The sequence below is a fragment of the Streptomyces camponoticapitis genome (assembly GCF_014646115.1).
GTDB classification, from domain to species: domain Bacteria; phylum Actinomycetota; class Actinomycetes; order Streptomycetales; family Streptomycetaceae; genus Streptomyces; species Streptomyces camponoticapitis.
Genome location: NZ_BMMV01000016.1, coordinates 189,584 through 206,156, shown reverse-complemented (window position 1 = coordinate 206,156; position 16,573 = coordinate 189,584). Strand labels below are relative to the sequence as shown.

General features: G+C 71.7%; 15 protein-coding genes. 10 read left to right on the top strand and 5 right to left on the bottom strand.

Annotated elements, in window-relative coordinates; translation table 11 throughout:
- Window positions 1-164: 164 nt before the first annotated feature.
- Window positions 165-1,814, bottom strand: coding sequence for a penicillin-binding transpeptidase domain-containing protein (locus tag IEY79_RS23810; protein ID WP_189109599.1), 1,650 nt, complete (start codon window positions 1,812-1,814; stop codon window positions 165-167).
- Between the two features lie 157 nt (window positions 1,815-1,971).
- Window positions 1,972-3,693, bottom strand: coding sequence for a dolichyl-phosphate-mannose--protein mannosyltransferase (locus IEY79_RS23805; RefSeq protein WP_189109598.1), 1,722 nt, complete (start codon window positions 3,691-3,693; stop codon window positions 1,972-1,974).
- 165 nt (window positions 3,694-3,858) lie between these two features.
- Between IEY79_RS23805 and rsmI the strand changes: the two genes are divergently transcribed.
- The 6 genes from rsmI (at window position 3,859) to IEY79_RS23775 (ending at window position 9,635) form a co-directional block, all read left to right on the top strand.
- Window positions 3,859-4,773 (top strand): 16S rRNA (cytidine(1402)-2'-O)-methyltransferase, encoded by a 915-nt coding sequence (rsmI, locus tag IEY79_RS23800; protein ID WP_229701069.1) that lies wholly within the window; start codon window positions 3,859-3,861, stop codon window positions 4,771-4,773.
- A 129-nt stretch (window positions 4,774-4,902) separates the two neighbouring features.
- Window positions 4,903-5,382 carry a hypothetical protein gene (locus tag IEY79_RS23795; protein ID WP_189109596.1) on the top strand — a complete coding sequence of 160 codons (480 nt, stop codon included), beginning with the start codon at window positions 4,903-4,905 and terminating at the stop codon, window positions 5,380-5,382.
- Window positions 5,383-5,477: 95 nt separating this feature from the next.
- On the top strand, window positions 5,478-6,362 hold the full coding sequence (locus IEY79_RS23790; protein ID WP_189109595.1) for a TatD family hydrolase: 885 nt from the start codon (window positions 5,478-5,480) through the stop codon (window positions 6,360-6,362).
- A 161-nt stretch (window positions 6,363-6,523) separates the two neighbouring features.
- Complete coding sequence (locus tag IEY79_RS23785; RefSeq protein ID WP_189109594.1) at window positions 6,524-7,867, top strand: resuscitation-promoting factor; 1,344 nt, start codon at window positions 6,524-6,526, stop codon at window positions 7,865-7,867.
- Window positions 7,864-8,733: a 16S rRNA (adenine(1518)-N(6)/adenine(1519)-N(6))-dimethyltransferase RsmA gene (gene rsmA, locus IEY79_RS23780; protein ID WP_189109593.1), complete on the top strand. Its 870-nt coding sequence runs from the start codon at window positions 7,864-7,866 to the stop codon at window positions 8,731-8,733. Before IEY79_RS23785 ends, rsmA begins: the two co-directional genes overlap by 4 nt.
- Window positions 8,730-9,635, top strand: coding sequence for a 4-(cytidine 5'-diphospho)-2-C-methyl-D-erythritol kinase (locus IEY79_RS23775; RefSeq protein ID WP_189109592.1), 906 nt, complete (start codon window positions 8,730-8,732; stop codon window positions 9,633-9,635). The genes rsmA and IEY79_RS23775 overlap by 4 nt, the downstream gene beginning before the upstream one ends.
- Before the next feature lie 45 nt (window positions 9,636-9,680).
- Here IEY79_RS23775 and IEY79_RS23770 read toward each other — a convergent pair whose 3' ends face one another.
- Window positions 9,681-10,217, bottom strand: coding sequence for a GNAT family N-acetyltransferase (locus IEY79_RS23770; RefSeq protein WP_189109591.1), 537 nt, complete (start codon window positions 10,215-10,217; stop codon window positions 9,681-9,683).
- Between the two features lie 112 nt (window positions 10,218-10,329).
- On the opposite strand from IEY79_RS23770, the gene IEY79_RS23765 reads away from it, so the two are divergent.
- Window positions 10,330-11,019 (top strand): alpha/beta fold hydrolase, encoded by a 690-nt coding sequence (locus tag IEY79_RS23765; protein ID WP_189109590.1) that lies wholly within the window; start codon window positions 10,330-10,332, stop codon window positions 11,017-11,019.
- 69 nt (window positions 11,020-11,088) lie between these two features.
- Here IEY79_RS23765 and IEY79_RS23760 read toward each other — a convergent pair whose 3' ends face one another.
- A complete protein-coding gene (locus IEY79_RS23760) occupies window positions 11,089-13,317 on the bottom strand; it encodes an MMPL family transporter (RefSeq protein WP_189109589.1) in 2,229 nt (742 codons plus the stop codon).
- A gap of 250 nt (window positions 13,318-13,567) precedes the next feature.
- Here IEY79_RS23760 and IEY79_RS23755 point away from each other — a divergent pair, with 250 nt between their 5' ends.
- From IEY79_RS23755 to IEY79_RS23745, 3 genes are read left to right on the top strand one after another with little or no spacing between them, the layout of a single operon-like run.
- A complete protein-coding gene (locus IEY79_RS23755) occupies window positions 13,568-14,326 on the top strand; it encodes a TetR/AcrR family transcriptional regulator (RefSeq protein ID WP_189109588.1) in 759 nt (252 codons plus the stop codon).
- Between the two features lie 4 nt (window positions 14,327-14,330).
- On the top strand, window positions 14,331-14,732 hold the full coding sequence (locus IEY79_RS23750) for a nuclear transport factor 2 family protein (RefSeq protein ID WP_189109587.1): 402 nt from the start codon (window positions 14,331-14,333) through the stop codon (window positions 14,730-14,732).
- Between the two features lie 35 nt (window positions 14,733-14,767).
- Window positions 14,768-15,319, top strand: a complete 552-nt coding sequence (locus IEY79_RS23745) for a YciI family protein (RefSeq protein WP_189109586.1) — start codon at window positions 14,768-14,770, stop codon at window positions 15,317-15,319.
- A 90-nt stretch (window positions 15,320-15,409) separates the two neighbouring features.
- On the opposite strand, the gene IEY79_RS23740 is transcribed toward IEY79_RS23745, so the two are convergent.
- Window positions 15,410-16,573, bottom strand: a complete 1,164-nt coding sequence (locus IEY79_RS23740) for an RNA polymerase sigma factor (protein ID WP_189109626.1) — start codon at window positions 16,571-16,573, stop codon at window positions 15,410-15,412.

Below are 16,573 nucleotides of genomic sequence, written 5' to 3'. Positions count from 1 at the left end.
CGGGCTTTCGTGCGCTGGCTCATCCCGCCGTGAGTACTGCGGCGACCGCCTGCGCCCGGTGCCCTGCGCGCGCGCTCGTCCCGCCGTGAGTACGGCGGTGCCACCGGCGCCCGGCGCGGCGATCACCGGCGCCCAGCGCATGGCCCGCAGCGCGCCCCCCCCGCTCACCCCGCCGCGAGTACCGCCGCGACCACCGGGCCCGCCGCGTCGCCGCCGTGGCCGCCCGATTCGACGCTCGCGGCGGCGGCCAGGTCGTCCTGGAAGCCGGTGAACCAGCTGTTCGACGTGGTCTGGCCGTCCACCTCGGCGGAACCCGTCTTCGCGCCCTTGTCACCGCCGAGCCCGGCCATCGCCGCCTTGCCCGTGCCCCACGAGGCCGTCTCGCGCATCATGTCGCGCAGCTGCTGCCCCACCGCGCCCGACAACTGCCGCTCGGCGACGGCCAGTTCGCGGTTGTCCAGGTCGCGCGGGACGATGATCGGCTGGCGGAAGGTGCCGTCCTTCGTGGTGGCCGTGACGGACGCGATGTTCAGTACGTTCATCTGGACCGTGCCCTGGCCGATGTACTGCGCGGCCGCCCCGCCCCCGTCCGACTCCGGCACGCTGCCGTCCGCGGACGCGATGCCGGTCTGCCAGTTCAGCCCGAGGCCGAAGACCTGCCGGGCCTCGGCGGGCAGCGCGTGGTCGTCCTTCGTGTCGTCGATCAGCTTGATGAAGGCGGTGTTGCAGGACCGGGCGAAGCTCTGCGTGAAAGTGCCTCCCTGGATGTCGAAGTTGTCCAGGTTGTGGAACGAAGTGCCCTGGTAGAGCACGGTCTTCGGGCACTCGGCCGGCCGGTCCGCGCCGGTCAGGCCCTTCTCCAGCAGCATCGCCGCCGTGACTATCTTCATCGTCGAGCCCGGCGCCTGCTTGCCGAGCATCGCCGCGTTGAAGCCGTCCTCACGGTTGTTGGCGACGGCGACTATCTCGCCGGTGCTCGGCTTCACGGCCGCGACGGACGCCTCGTCGAACTTCTTCACGGCCTGCTCGGCCGCCGCTTGCACCTTCGCGTCGAGCGTCGTCGCCAGCTCGCCGCTCTTGCCCTTGGAGAGCGTCAGGAGCGTCTTGCGCGGCACGCTGCCACCTGTGGCGCCTTCGCCGTCACCGTCCGTCCGGATCCACGTCTCGACGCCGGACTCGCCGCCCGCCTTCTCGCCGTACTTGTCCCGCAACTGGTCGAGCACCGGCGCCAGCGACGGGTACTTCTCGGCCGTCAGTTCGGTCCCGTTCCGGTCGACCGCCTTGATCGGCGGCGTCGGCGCCTCGCCGGTGACCAGGCTGCTGTTCTTCGTCAGCTTCGGATGGATGACAGTCGGCGCCCAGTCGACCAGCGGCTTCCCGGTGGTCACCCCCCGGACCACGGTCAGCTCGGAGGCGTACGACAGGGGCTTGCTCAGCCCCTTGTACTTCACCGTCGCCTTGACCGTGAACGGCACCTTCGCGCCCGTCGCCGTGCCCGGAGTGATCACCGCGCCCGTGATGTGCGCCTGCCCGCTGTACCCGGCGACGGCTTCCTTCGCGGCGGCCGCGTTGTTCGTGTACGTGGCGGCGAGCTCGGGATCCTTGCCGTTGGCCCACGCGGCGAGGAACTCCTCGGCGGTGTTCTTGATCTCTTCCGCGCTGGGCGGCCCGGTTCTGACCTCGGCCGACTTCGACGCGGTCCCGGTGCTCCCCCCGTCGTCCCCGCTGATGACGTTGTACGCCCCGTACCCGATGCCACCGGCGACGACGATGAACACACCGCCGACGATCGCGACCTTCGTTCCACTGCGCATGAGCGCGGTCCCCTCCCCCAGGAGCGCCCCCGGCCACGTTTTTGAACGTGTTCAAGGAGCGATGATTTCGCACTCTACGGGACGAGAGTGAACGGATGAGGGGCTGTTATCGGACCGCGACGCACCCACGTCACCGCCCGCCGAGGACCCGGTGCGACTACACCCAGGTGTCGAACCACATCCGGTCCTGCCAGCCATCGACCGGGATCGTCTGCCCCGTGAAGACGGGCCAGAAATAGATGAAGTTCCACACGATCAGCAGCACCAGAACGCCCGCCCCGACCGCGCCGATCGTTCTGCGTCTCTCGTCCGAGCCCGCCGGGCCCAGCATGGCGCCGATCATCATCGAGACCGCCAGACAGAGGAACGGAACGAAGACCACCGCGTAGAAGAGGAAGATCGTGCGTTCCTGGTAGAAGAACCAGGGGACCCAGCCCGCCGCCACCCCGCAGGCGATCGCGCCCGCGCGCCAGTCGCGGCGGAAGAACCAGCGCCACAGCACGTACAGGAGCGCGAAGCACGCCGCCCACCAGAGCAGGGGCGTGCCGATCGCCAGGACCTCCTGGGCGCACTTGTCCGCGGGCGCCGCCGTGCAGCCCTCCGTACCGCCCCTCGGGTCCTCGTAGAAGTACGAGACCGGGCGGCCCAGGACGATCCAGCTCCAGGGGTTCGACTGGTAGGTGTGCCCGGAGGTCAGATTGACGTGGAAGCTGTAGACCTCGGTCTCGTAGTGCCAGAGGCTGCGCAGCCAGTCCGGCAGCCAGGACCACATCCCGCCCCGGCCCTCGCCGGCGGCCCAGTCCCGGAAGTACCCCTTGTCGGTGACGATCCAGCCGGTCCAGGAGGCGATGTACGTGACGATCGCGACCGGGACCGTCGAGACGAAGGCCGGCAGCAGGTCGCGCTTGAGGACGGCGGAATACGGGCGTACGGCGCCGGCGGTGCGCCGCGCGCCCACGTCCCAGAAGACGGTGAGCAGGCCGAACGCGGCCAGGATGTAGAGGCCGTTCCACTTCGTCGCGAACGCGAGACCCAGCATCAGACCGGCGGCGATACGCCACGGCCGCCAGCCCAGCCGCAGCCCCCCGGCGATGGCCGCGTCCGGGCGCAGCACCCCCTCGGCGTCCACCGGCAGCGCGTCGGCGAACCGCCTTCGCGCCCAGTCCCTGTCGAGCAGCAGACAGCCGAACGCGGCCAGGACGAAGAACATCAGCACCAGGTCGAGCAGGGCGGTGCGGCTCATCACGAAGTGCAGTCCGTCGACGGCGAGCAGCCCGCCCGCCAGACAGCCCAGGAACGTCGAACGGAACAGCCGGCGGCCGATACGGCACAGCATCAGTACGGAGAGCGTGCCGAGGACGGCCACCATGAAGCGCCAGCCGAACGGGTCGAAGCCGAACATCAGCTCGCCGAGCCCGATGATCCACTTGCCGACCGGCGGGTGCACCACATAGCCGGGGTCGGTCGGCACCGGGACCGTCGAGGGGTCGGCCAGGATCAGCTTGTCGACGTCCTTGGGCCAGCTGCCCTCGTACCCCTGCTTGACGAGCGCCCACGAGTCCTTCGCGTAGTACGTCTCGTCGAATATCACCGCCTTGGGGCTGCCCAGATGCCAGAACCGCATCAGTCCGGCGACCAGCGCGACCAGCAGCGGCCCCGTCCACGCGGACCAGCGGATCAGCCGGTCGGCGAGCAGCGGCCGTACGCCGAGCACGATCCACAGGCGTGTCGACGGCTCCGTGTACGGCGGGACCAGCCGCTCGCGCAGCCCGATCACCGGTCTCGGCGCATAGCCGAACCGCCGCAGGCGCTGGGGCCACGACGGCGGCCTGTCCTCGGCGTCACGACCCTGGAGGGCTTCTGGCGCAGTACTGGTCACCGCGCCATCGTAGGGAACGCGACTGCGGGTCGTGGGCACACGGGCGCGGACACGGGGGCGGAGCGGACGCGAACCGGGCGCGGACACCGGCGCGGACCAGGGGCGGACCGGGTGGGGACACGGCGGCGGCCCCGGTGCGGAGGGTGCCCTGCGAGGATGGCGTACGTGACTACTGTGCCCCCCAGCGGAACGGCCCCCGCGGCCCCGGCCGGCGTTCTCGTCCTCGCCGGGACCCCCATCGGCGACACCTCCGACGCCCCGCCGCGCCTCGCCACCGAGCTCGCGGCGGCGGACGTCGTCGCCGCCGAGGACACCCGGCGGCTGCGCAGGCTCACGCAGGCGCTCGGCGTGCGGACCACGGGCCGCGTCGTGTCGTACTTCGAGGGCAACGAGAGCGCCCGTACGCCGGAACTCGTGGAGGCGCTGGCCGGCGGCGCCCGCGTGCTCCTGGTGACGGACGCGGGGATGCCGTCCGTCTCCGACCCCGGTTACCGGCTGGTGGCGGCGGCCGTCGAGCGCGACATCAGGGTGACCGCGGTGCCGGGTCCTTCCGCCGTACTGACCGCGCTGGCCCTCTCAGGTCTGCCCGTGGACCGCTTCTGCTTCGAGGGGTTCCTGCCGCGGAAGGCGGGCGAACGGCTGGTGAAGCTCCGCGAGGCCGCCGACGAGCGCCGCACCCTCGTCTACTTCGAGGCGCCGCACCGGCTCGACGACACCCTCGCGGCGATGGCCGAGGTCTTCGGCGCGGGGCGGCGGGCCGCCGTCTGCCGCGAGTTGACCAAGACGTACGAAGAGGTGAAGCGCGGCGGTCTCGGTGAACTGGCGAAGTGGGCGGCCGACGGCGTACGCGGAGAGATCACCGTCGTGGTCGAGGGGGCCCCGGAGCCCGCGCCCGTGACCGACCCCGGGGAACTGGTGCGCAGGGTGCGGGTGAGGGAGGAGGCGGGGGAGCGCAGGAAGGAGGCGATCGCGGCTGTCGCCCTGGAAGGAGGGGTGCCCAAACGCGACGTCTTCGATGCGGTCGTAGCGGCAAAGAATGCTGCTCGGACAAGCCCCCGGGACGGTAAAGGACCATCCTGAAAAGCAAAGCGCAGACCGTGTGCCGGGCCCTTTCGGCATGAGGAGGCCAAGAGCCTGCCATTAATCGACAGCGTTGATGCGCTCCCGCCCGAATAGGCGTCCACTGGGTCGAGTGGAGAGGAGCTGGGCATGAGTGAGATCACGGGCAACACCGTCGCCCACGAGGCATATGCGTTCTGCTGCATGCGATGCGGTCACGGCTGGGAACAGGCGTATGACATAGAACACCACAAGGACGGTTCCGGACAGGAATTCGTCGTGTACAAGGCGGACGGATTGCGGGTGCCCTCACCGCTGTCGAGTCCGACGTGCGTCAACTGCGGGCACCACGTCGTGCGCATCATGCGCTCGGGACAGGTGTCCTCGGTGCACGCCCTGATGAGCCGGCAGGGGAACTCCGTCCGGACGCCCAGGCCGCCGAAGGCGCCGAAGGCGTCCAAGGCGGCGAAGACCGCGAAGGCGGCGAAGGTGCCGAAGCCGGTGGATCCGACACCGGTGACGAACGAGGCGGGCGGGGCGGCGATCGCCGCCGTGGCCGAGAACGCGCAGGGGAAGCCGGCCCACCACTGGCATCTCTCCGATCTGCTGCACCCCTTCCACCGCAGGTAGGCCGCTCGGGTTCCACCGCGGGCAGGCCGCTCGGGCCACCGGACAGCGCCCGGCTGCCCGGGACCGGCGGGCGCGGTCCTCGTACGATCGTGCCCATGAGCCCGAAAAGCGCCACACGCTCCGACCAAGCGCCGCCGGCACCCGAACCGCTGCGAGTGCCGGTCGCCGATTCGCACACCCATCTGGACATGCAGAGCGGCACCGTCACGGAGGCCCTCGCCAAGGCCGCCTCCGTAGGAGTGCCGACCGTCGTCCAGGTGGGCTGCGACGTGAAGGGGTCCCGCTGGGCGGCCGAGACGGCCGCCGCGCACGCGTCCGTGCACGCGGCTGTCGCGCTGCATCCCAACGAGGCGCCGCGCATCGTCCACGGCGACCCCGACGGCTGGTCGCGCCAGGGCGTGCGCGAGGCCGGCGGTGACGCGGCCCTGGACGACGCGCTCAGCGAGATCGACAGGCTGGCCGCCCTCGCTCCGGTGCTGGCCGTCGGCGAGACCGGGCTCGACTTCTTCCGTACGGGGCCCGACGGGATGACCGCGCAGGAACGCTCGTTCCGCGCGCATATCGAGATCGCCAAACGGCACGGAAAAGCGCTCGTGATCCACGACCGTGACGCGCACGCCGATGTGTTGCGCGTCCTCGCCGACGAAGGCGCTCCGGAGCGGACCATTTTCCACTGCTATTCGGGCGATGCGGAAATGGCCGAAATCTGTGCCGCCGCAGGCTACTTCATGTCCTTCGCGGGAAATATGACGTTCAAAAACGCGCGTCCCTTGCGTGAGGCGTTGGCCGTGGCTCCGCTCGAACTCGTTCTGGTCGAGACGGACGCACCCTTTCTGACGCCCGTTCCGTACCGGGGACGGCCCAATGCGCCGTATCTGATTCCGGTCACGGTGCGCGCGATGGCGGAAGTCCGGGGGATCGGCGAGGACGCGATGGCGACGGCCATTTCGGCCAACACGGCGCGCGCTTTCGGCTACTGAGACGGCTGGTCCCGGTCGGTCCGGCCCGGCCGGGGAGGCGCCGGCGGCGTTCGAACAGCTACGCCTTGTAGTCGTGCTGCTTTGGAGAGTGACGATCGCTCCGCTAGTGTCCGCCGGGCATCGGGTGGGGGCCGGACCGGACTTGTGGAGCGTCGAGCGTCATGAGCAGTGCGCAGGGCAGTCACCGTGCCGGACGTGGCGGGCATCGCGAGGTATGGCCCCGCCCCGAACCGGCGCCTACCGTGCCGTGGTTCACCGTGCCGTGGTTCACCCTGCCGGAGACGAGGCCCGTCCCGCACCAGCAGCCACCGCCCGTCGTCTGCGCGGACCCGGTACCCGATCTCGACGCGAGCTCCGACGCCGATCTCGACGCCGACGCCGACGCCGATCTCGACGCCGGCCCCGATCCCGGCCGAGCCTCCCGCCGCCGTCTCGTCCCGCAGGCCCTCGTCGTCGCCGTCCTGGCCGGCGGCACCTCCGCCTTCGTCGCCGACGACAAGGCTGTCAGGCTCAGCGTCGACGGCACCCCGCGCACCCTCCACACCTTCGCCGACGACGTGGACGAACTCCTCGCCGACGAGGGCGTCAGGATCGGCGAGCACGATCTCGTCGCCCCCGGCCGGGGCGCCGAACTCACCGACGGCGACACGGTGGTCGTCCGCCACGGCCGCCCCGTCATGCTCACCCTCGACGGCCGGCGCCGCCAGATCTGGACGACCGCCGAGACCGTCGACGGCGCGCTGCGGCAGCTCGGCGTACGCGCGCAGGGCGCCCTCCTCTCCGTCTCGCGCTCGTCCGCGATCCCCCGCAGCGGGCTCGCGCTCGCCGTCCTGACGGAGCGCACCGTCACCTTCATGGCCGACGGGCGCGAGCACACCATCCGTACGAACGCCGCGACGGTCCGCGAGGCCCTGGCCCACGCCGGGCTGGCCCTGCACGGCCAGGACACCACCTCCGTACGGCCCGAGAGCTTCCCCCGCGACGGCCAGACGATCACCGTGATGCGGATCACCCGCCACGAGATCGTCCGGGACGAGGCCGTCCCGTACGCCACCGAACGGATCCAGGACCCCTCGCTGTTCACCGGCACGGAGGTCGTCACGCGCCAGGGCGAGCAGGGGACGCGCCGTCTCACCTACACGGTGCGTGCCGTCAACGGGGTGAGGCAGAAGCCCCGCCAGATCTCCGAGACGATCGTCCGCGCGCCCGTGACCCAGCGGATCAGTGTCGGTACGAAGCAGCGCCCGGCCTCCGTCGCGGGCGCCGACGGACTCGACTGGGCCGGGCTCGCCGCCTGCGAGTCGGGCGGCCGGCCGGACGCGGTCGACCCCTCGGGGACGTACGGAGGGCTCTACCAGTTCGACACCGGCACCTGGCAGTCCCTCGGCGGCAGCGGACGCCCGCAGGACGCGTCGGCGGGGGAGCAGACGATGCGGGCGAAGAAGCTCTACGTGCAAAGGGGGGCGAGTCCGTGGCCGCACTGCGGCCGTAGGCTGCACGGGTGAGCACCACAGAGCCCGACGCCCTCCTGGGCCCCGCAGACATCCGCGAGCTGGCCGCCGCACTGGGCGTGCGGCCCACGAAGCAGCGCGGCCAGAACTTCGTCATCGACGCCAACACCGTCCGCCGGATCGTGCGTACGGCCGGTGTGCGGCCGGACGACGTGGTCGTGGAGGTGGGCCCCGGGCTCGGCTCGCTGACGCTGGCGCTCCTGGAGGCGGCCGCGCATGTGACGGCCGTCGAGATCGACGACATCCTCGCCGCCGCGCTGCCGCGTACGGTCGAGGCCCGGATGCCGGACCGCGCCGCCCGCTTCTCGCTGGTGCACGCGGACGCGATGCGGGTACGCGAACTGCCGGGCCCGACGCCCACGGCGCTGGTGGCGAACCTGCCGTACAACGTCGCCGTGCCCGTCCTGCTCCACATGCTGGAGCAGTTCCCGACGATCGAGCGCACCCTGATCATGGTCCAGGCGGAGGTCGCGGACCGGCTCGCGGCGGCGCCGGGGAACAAGGTCTACGGCGTTCCGTCGGTGAAGGCCAACTGGTACGCGGAGGTCAAGCGCGCCGGCGCCATCGGCCGCAACGTGTTCTGGCCCGCGCCGAACGTCGACTCGGGCCTCGTCTCGCTCGTCCGGCGCGCCGAGCCGCTCACGACCACCGCGTCACGTACCGAGGTCTTCGCGGTGGTGGACGCGGCCTTCGCACAGCGCCGCAAGACGCTGCGCGCGGCGCTCGCGGGCTGGGCCGGGTCGGCCCCGGCGGCGGAGACGGCACTGCTCGCGGCGGGTGTCTCGCCGCAGGCGCGGGGGGAGTCTCTGACGGTGGAGGAGTTCGCACGTATCGCGGAGTCGAAGGGAGCGCACGCGTGAGTGGCACCGAGGTGACCGTACGGGTACCGGCGAAGGTCAACGTCCAGCTGGCGGTGGGCGCGGCGCGCCCCGACGGCTTCCACGACCTCGCCAACGTCTTTCTCGCGGTGGGTCTCTACGACGAGATCACCGTGAGCCCGGCCGACGAACTGCGCATCACCTGCGCGGGCCCGGACGCGCACCAGGTCCCGCTCGACGCGACGAACCTCGCCGCGCGGGCGGCCGTCGCGCTGGCGCGGCGGCACGGGATCGAGCCGCGCGTCCATATCCACATCGACAAGGACATCCCCGTCGCGGGCGGCATGGCCGGCGGCAGCGCGGACGGCGCGGGCGCGCTGCTCGCCTGTGACGCGCTCTGGTCGCTGGGCTCGTCCGAGGCCGAACTGCTCGCCATCTGCGCCGAGTTGGGCAGCGACGTACCGTTCAGCCTGCTGGGCGGGGCGGCCCTCGGCGTCGGGCGCGGGGAGCGGCTGACACCGCTGGAGGTGGGCGGCACGTTCCACTGGGTGTTCGCGGTCGCGGACGGCGGCCTGTCGACCCCGGCGGTCTACGCGGAGTTCGACCGCCTCAACGCGACGTCCCAGGTCCCACCACCCGCCGCCGACCCGGCCCTGCTGACGGCCCTGCGCACGGGCGACGCGACGGCCCTGTCCTCCACCCTCACCAACGACCTCCAGCCCGCGGCCCTCTCCCTGCGCCCCTCCCTCGCGACAACGCTCGCCACGGGCACGTCGGCGGGCGCACTGGCGTCCCTGGTCTCGGGCTCGGGCCCGACGACGGCGTTCCTGACGAAGGACGAGGACTCGGCGAATACGGTGTCCGAGGCCCTCCTGACCTCGGGCAACTGCCGCACGGCACGGGTGACCTCGTCACCGGCGCCGGGTGCGCGGGTGGTGTCCTGACGGCCGGACCGGCCCTGTGAGGGCGGCCCGGTCTCCGGAGCCGCCCTACCGCGGCGCCTCCCGTACGTGCTGGTGGCCGTCCAGGGGGAACGGGGGGCGGGCCGGAAGGGTTTGGTGGTAGGTGTAGCCCGATTTCTGGGCGACGCGGCAGGAGGCCCGGTTGTCGATCTGGTGGAGCAGTTCGAGGCGGGTGAGTCCGGCGAGGGTGGTGAACGCCCAGTCGGTCAGGGTCTCCAGGGCCCGTGTCGCGATTCCCCGTCCCCGGGCCTCGGCGGCGGTCCAGTAGCCGACCTCGGCGCGGTCGTCGTGTGCGGCGGAGCGTTTGACGACGACGTGGCCCACGATCCGGTCCGATTCCCGGACGGCGAAGCTGAGCCGCTCCCCGGTACGCCATCCGTCCCGCTGGAGCTCCAGCCAGTGCATCGCGTCCTCGACCCCTGTGACGGGTATCCGGGTCCAGCGCCGGAGCGCGGGGTCGCGGTAGATGTCGATGAGCGGCTGGATGCCGGTGTCGTCCCAGGGACGGAGGTCGAGGGCGGGAGCCCCGGCGGGGGTCGGACCCGCCCGCAGTTCGACGGTCAACGGGGCGCTCCTGTTCGCTCGGTGTGGACTCGGTTCACGAGAACGCTAGCCCCGGCCCGGCCTGCCTGTCCGGGGCACCCCCGTTGTCAGACCCCTGCGTTAGATTCCCGCCATGACTCAATACGTACTCGTGGCAGGCGCGTGGCTGGGCTCGTGGGCGTGGGACGAGGTGGTGGCCGAGCTGCGCGCCGCCGGGCACGGGGCCCACGCGCTGACGCTGTCCGGGCTGGCCGACAGACGGGACGAGGGGCGGGAGACGCCCATCGATCAGGAGACGCACGTCCAGGACATCGTGGGCGCGATCGAGCGTCTCGATCTGCGTGATGTCGTCCTGGTCGGGCACAGCTACTCGGGCATCCCGGTCGGGCAGGCGGCCGAGCGGATCGGGGACCGGCTGGCCCGGGTGGTGTTCGTCGACTCGGACGTGCCTGCGGACGGGAAGTCGTTCGCCTCCGGCTCGGCGACCCTTGAGGCGTCGATCGCCGAGAACGGCGGCTTCTGGGCGCCCCTCACGGCTGAGGAGTACGAGGGGCAGGGCCTTGACGACGAGCAGATCGCCCGCATCGTGGCCGGCTCGACGCCGCACCCGGGTGCGAGCCTGACCGGGCCGGCGAAGCTGGACCGCCCGCTCGGGGAGCTTCCCGCGACGTACATCAAATGCCTGCTGGACTGGCCGGAGCTGCCGCCGGACGTGGCCGAGCTGATGAAGAGCGACAAGTGGCGGCTGGTGGAGATGAACACGGGGCACTGGCCGATGTTCTCCCGGCCCGAGGAACTGGCCCGGATCCTGCTCGGCGCCTGACCCCCGTGACGTCCCGGTGCCTGACCGACCGGACCCCGGGCGGGGCCGGCCGGACAGGAGCGGGATCCCTCAGACCTTGGTGGCGCTCCTCACGTACGGCGACGCCTCCACGGGAGCCGGCTCCGGGCCGCTCTCGCTGAGGCCGAACCGCCCGTGGAACTTCCGCAGGAAGCCGGGCGCGTACCAGGCGGAGCGGCCCAGCAGCCGCATCGCGGCGGGGACCAGCACACCGCGTACGGCGACGGCGTCGATGAGGATGGCCAGCCCGCTGCCGAGGCCGAACATCTGCATGAAGCTGACCTGGGCCGTGCCGAAGGCGAAGAAGCTCACCGCGAGCAGACAGGCCGCCGCCGTGACGATACGTCCCGTGTGGCCGAGGCCGTCGGTCACGGCGGACTCGTTGTCCCTGCCCTGGTCGTGGAGTTCCTTGATCCGGCTGGTGACGAAGACCTCGTAGTCCATCGAGAGGCCGAAGGCGATGACGAACATCAGCACGGTCATCGACGCTTCCATCGGCTGGGGTGTGACGCCCAGCAGCGAAGCGAGGTTGCCGTCCTGGAAGATCCAGGTCATGACCCCCAGGGTCGCTCCCAGGCTGATCACGTTCAGGACCAGCGCGCGCAGCGGCTGCACGACGCTGCCGGTGAAGAGGAAGAGCAGGACGAAGGTGGTGACGGCGACCAGCGCCAGCGCGACCGGGACCTGTCCGCCGATGGAGTCCTTGGAGTCGACCAGTTCGGCGTCGACCCCGCCCACCAGGGGCTCCGACCCGGCGGGCGGCGCGAGCGCCCGCACCTTTTCGACCAGGGCCTGGGCCCGGTCCGACTTCGGTTCCAGATCGCTCACCACGTTGAGCCGCTGCGCGTCGGGCCGGCTGAGGGCGGCGTTGCCGGTGCCGGCCTCGGCCGGCCGGCCGAGGGCGTAGGTGCCGGTGCCCGCCTCGACCCGTACGACACCGTCGAGCCCGGAGAGTTCGGTGGCGTACGACTCCAACGGCGCCTTGGCGACGGACTTGTCGAGAATGACGTGGATGGCCGAGTCGTCGTTGCCGCTGAACTTCTCCCGCAGCACCGAGGAGACCTGGCGGCTCTCCGCGTCCTCGGGCAGCACACGCTCGTCCGGCGTACCCAGGGTGATGCCCAGCAGCGGGCTCGCCGCCAGCAGCAGCACCGCGAGCACGGGCAGCGCGGTGAGCGCGGGCCGCCGCATGACGGTGCGCGCCAGCCGACCCCACAGCGGGGTACGGGAGTCGGCGGCACGCTCCTTCTTCGCCCACGGCAGCCGCCCGCTGTTGACCCGGTGCCCCAGGACCACGAAGAGGGCCGGCATCACGAACAGGGTGCTGATCGCCGCGATGGCGACGACACCGACCCCGGCGTAGCCGAACGAACGGAGGAAGTACTGCGGGAACACCAGCAGCGCGGCGAGCGCGACGGCCACCGTCGCGGCGGAGAAGGCGACCGTACGGCCCGCGGTGCGCACCGTGTGCCGGACGGCGTCGTCCACGCTCGCCCCCGTCGCGAGCTGCTCCCGGAACCGGCTGATCATCAGCAGGGCGTAGTCGATGCCCAGCCCTAGTCCGAGCGCCGTGGTCAGGTTGGTCGCGGAGTTGGAGACGTCGGTGACGCCGCCGAGGAGGAAGAGTTCGGCGAACGTGCCCGCGATGGCGATGGTCCCGATGACCAGCGGCAGCAGGGCCGCGACCACGCTGCCGAAGACGACGAGGAGCAGCAGGAGGGTCAGCGGTACGGCGATGGCCTCGGCCAGGAGAAGGTCCTTGGGCACCTGGGTCGAGAGGTCGACGCCCACCCCGGTGCCGCCGCCGGCCCGGACGGTGAGCCCGCCCTCGTACGAGCCGCTGTACTCGTCGACGAGGCTCTTGGCGTTCTTCTCCTGCTCCGTGGTGTCGCCCTTCACATGGGCGAGCACCAGAGCCTCGCGGCCGTCCTTGGAGCGGAGGTCGGGGCTCCGTGTGTCCCAGTACGAGACCACGTTGTCCAGGGCCTTCTCGCCCTTGAGGTCGGCCACCAGGGCCCGGCCGTTCCTGTCGGCCTCCGGGGTGTCGACGCGGCCCTCGGGGGCCCGGACCAGCAGGACCAGGTTGGTCTCGCCGCCGAACTTCTCCTCGATGGCCTTCCCGGCCCGGCTGGACTGCGAGGACGGGTCGTCGTAGCCGCCCCCCTTCAGCTTGCCGAAGGCGCCGGCGCCGACCGCGCCCATGAGGGCCACGGCCACGACGGCGACGACGAGTACCAGCCGGGACCGGCGGATCGCCAGATCGGCTATGCGTTCAAACACGCCCGTTCTCCTTTACGAACCTACGCGGGAAAAAAGTTGAAAACGGCATGGGTGAGCCGCGGTTGATGAGAGGGAGTTCGGCGCGGTGCACCGCCGAGGCCGGTCGCCTGTCGGTGGCTGGTGCGGTGTCGCACCCCTGGTCGCCGCAGCAGACGTTAGCCAGGCGGAAGAAGATTTGGCAGTGTTAGATTTTCCTCACACTCCGGAACCTCCCGCTGTCCCGGCGGACCTCACGTCGTACCGTCGCCGTATGCCCGCAGCCGAACACCCGCCCGCGCCGCCCTCGTTGCGCGAGCGGCGCCGGGCCACCGCCACCCAGGAGATCCTGGCCGCGGCCGAGTCCCAGATCACCGAGCAGGGGCCGCACGCGCTGTCGCTGCGAGCGGTCGCACGCGGCCTGGGGATGACCGTCCAGGCGCTCTACCACTACTTCCCGAGCCGGGACGCCCTCGTCACGGCGCTCATCGTCAAGGCGTACGACGACTTGGCCGACGCGGTGGAGGCCGCCGTCGACACCCCGCCCGCCGACCCGGCCGTGCCGCGCATGGTGGCCGCGGCCGAGGGCTACCGCCGGTGGGCCATCGCCCGCCCCGAGCTGTTCCAGCTCCTCTACGGAACTCCGCTGCGGCAGTACGCGGCGCCCGTCGGGGGACCGACCACCCAGGCGATGCTCCGGATGAGCGCGATCTTCCAGCGCGAGATGTTCGACGGCTTCACCCGGGCCCAGCTCGCCGCCGCCGACGCCCCCGAGCTCTCGCCCGAATTCCGGGAGTATCTGGGGCTGTTGAGTCCGGACGGTCCCGGGACCCTGCCGGCCCCCGCCGCCGCACTGCTCCTGGGCGCGTGGGGGCATCTGCACGGACTCGTCGTACTGGAGGTGTTCGGGCACACCTCTTTCCTCGGCGACCACCAGGCCGAGCTCTTCCGCATGGCGATGCGGAACGCGCTCTCGGACATCCACAGCCGGATCCCCGAACGGGCACCGCGACGCCGAGGGCCGGCCGGATAGGGGCGTGCCCGACGGTGGCGGGTGTGCGCTTACATGCGCCACCCGCGGCTCGGCCCGAAATCTCGCAGGATCGCGGCGCTCTCCGCGTCCGCCGGACCTCGACGGTGTCGCACCGCTGCTCCGTGACGACTACGCCGATCACGGGCTGCCGTTCCGGACCGCCACGAAGGCCGACTGGCTCGCGGCGGCGCGGCTTCTGCCCCTCGCCGATCTGCGGATCGACATCCGCCGACTGACCGCCGAAGAGGACTACGTGACGATGTTCTCCCGGCGGTGGCTGCCGGCGACCGGTCTCGACATCGCGGTGGCCGACATCTTCCGTATCGAGGACGGGCTGATCGCGGAGCGCTGGGAAGTCGTCGAACAGATCCAGCCGGACGCTCCGAATCCGGTGGCGACCTTGTGAGCGAACGGGCGCGCCGGTGGTGAACACTGAACGCCATGGAGTTCTTCTGCTACCACCGCGACCGGCCCGGCTCCATGGCGCTGCGCCATCAACTTCTGGAGGAGCACTGGTCCTACATGGACCGGTACGCCAAGGAGATGATCGCGCGCGGCCCGACTCTCATCGACGACGAGACATGCTCGGGCAGCGTGCACATCCTCGACCTGCCCGACCCGGCCGCCGCCCGCGCCTTCGCCTTCGACGAGCCCGGCTACCAGGCCGGTGTGTACCGGGACGTGCTGCTGCGCCGCTGGCACAACGCGCTGGGCCGCACCATGTGGGACTTCCCCGGCGGCCCCGAGGACGGCGACCGGTATCTGGTGCTCGGCCATGGCCGCGGCCAGGGTCCGGCCGTCGACCTCGCCGTCCCGTCCGACCGGGCCGAACTGATCGCGTACGGGCCGCTGATGTCCGACGACGACACCACCTGGGTGGGTACGGCGGCGCTGCTCCGCGCCCTCGACGCGGCCACGGCCCGGACCGTACTCACGGAGGACGGGTACGCCGACATCGAGGTCCACAACTGGCAGTTCGGCGGCCGGCCGTGAAACGCGGACTCCCGGGACCGCCGCCGGACACGCCCCAGGGCGCGTTGCGGAAGTCCCGTCCGGCGCACGGCGCCCCGCGGGCGGACGACGCTACTTCCGAGACACGTCCTGAGCGCCCCGGCGGGCGTTGAGCCGGGCCGCCTGGCGCGTCAGATGGTCGCGTTCCGCGAGGTTGGACGCCTTCCGCGCCGCCTCCGCGTACAGCAGCGCCGCCGTCTCCAGGTCGCCGTCCCGCTCGTGGAGGTACGCCGCCACGGCCGTGTGGCGGGGCAGCTTGTCGTCCAGCGCCGCGAGCGCCACCAGGCCGGCGCGCGGTCCGTCCGCCTCGCCGACCGCCACCGCGCGGTTGAGCCGGACGACCGGGTTGTCGGTGAGGCGGGTGAGTTCGTCGTACCACTCGACGATCTGCACCCAGTCCGTCTCTCCGGCACTCTGCGCGTCCGCGTGGAGCGCCGCGATCGCGGCCTGGGCCTGGAACTCGCCCAGCCGGTCGCGGGCGAGTGCCGCCTGGAGGATCTCGATGCCCTCGGCGATCGACTCGGTGTCCCACCGGCCCCGGTCCTGCTCGGCCAGCGGCACCAGGCTCCCGTCGGGCGCGGTCCGGGCCGCCCGCCGGGCGTGGTGGATCAGCATCAGGGCGAGCAGCCCCGACACCTCGGGGTGGTCGATGGAGGCCGCGAGCTGCCGGGTGAGCCGGATGGCCTCGGCGGCGAGGTCGACGTCCCCGGAGTAGCCCTCGTTGAAGACGAGATAGAGGACGCGCAGCACGGTCGCCACATCCCCGGGCCGGTCGAAGCGCACACCGGAGACCGTGCGCTTGGCCCGGCTGATGCGCTGCGCCATCGTCGCCTCGGGCACCAGATACGCCTCGGCGATCTGGCGGGTGGTCAGCCCGCCGACGGCGCGCAGCGTGAGCGCGACCGCCGACGACGCCGTCAGTGACGGATGCGCGCACAGGAAGTACAGCCGCAGCGTGTCGTCCACCGCGGCCGCAGGACCGGACGCCGGTTCCTCCTCGACCAGGTCCTCACGCCTGCGGCGGGCGGCGTCCGAGCGGGTGGCGTCGAGGAACTTGCGCCAGGCCACCGTGACCAGCCAGCCCTTCGCGTCCCGCGGCGGGTCCTCGGGCCATACGCGGACCGCTTCCACCAGCGCGTCCTGTACGGCGTCCTCGGCCGCCGCGAAGTCGGCTCCGCGGCGGACGAGGACCCCGAGCACGCTCGGGGTGAGGCTCCGGAGCAGCGCCTCGTTCAC

Coding starts and splice junctions, on each gene's coding strand:
- IEY79_RS23810 (WP_189109599.1), bottom strand. CDS start 1,814: ATGCGCAGTGGAACGAAGGTCGCGATCGTCGGCGGTGTGTTCATCGTC.
- IEY79_RS23785 (WP_189109594.1), top strand. CDS start 6,524: ATGAGCAGTGCGCAGGGCAGTCACCGTGCCGGACGTGGCGGGCATCGC.
- IEY79_RS23755 (WP_189109588.1), top strand. CDS start 13,568: ATGCCCGCAGCCGAACACCCGCCCGCGCCGCCCTCGTTGCGCGAGCGG.
- IEY79_RS23790 (WP_189109595.1), top strand. CDS start 5,478: ATGAGCCCGAAAAGCGCCACACGCTCCGACCAAGCGCCGCCGGCACCC.
- IEY79_RS23745 (WP_189109586.1), top strand. CDS start 14,768: ATGGAGTTCTTCTGCTACCACCGCGACCGGCCCGGCTCCATGGCGCTG.
- IEY79_RS23795 (WP_189109596.1), top strand. CDS start 4,903: ATGAGTGAGATCACGGGCAACACCGTCGCCCACGAGGCATATGCGTTC.
- IEY79_RS23765 (WP_189109590.1), top strand. CDS start 10,330: ATGACTCAATACGTACTCGTGGCAGGCGCGTGGCTGGGCTCGTGGGCG.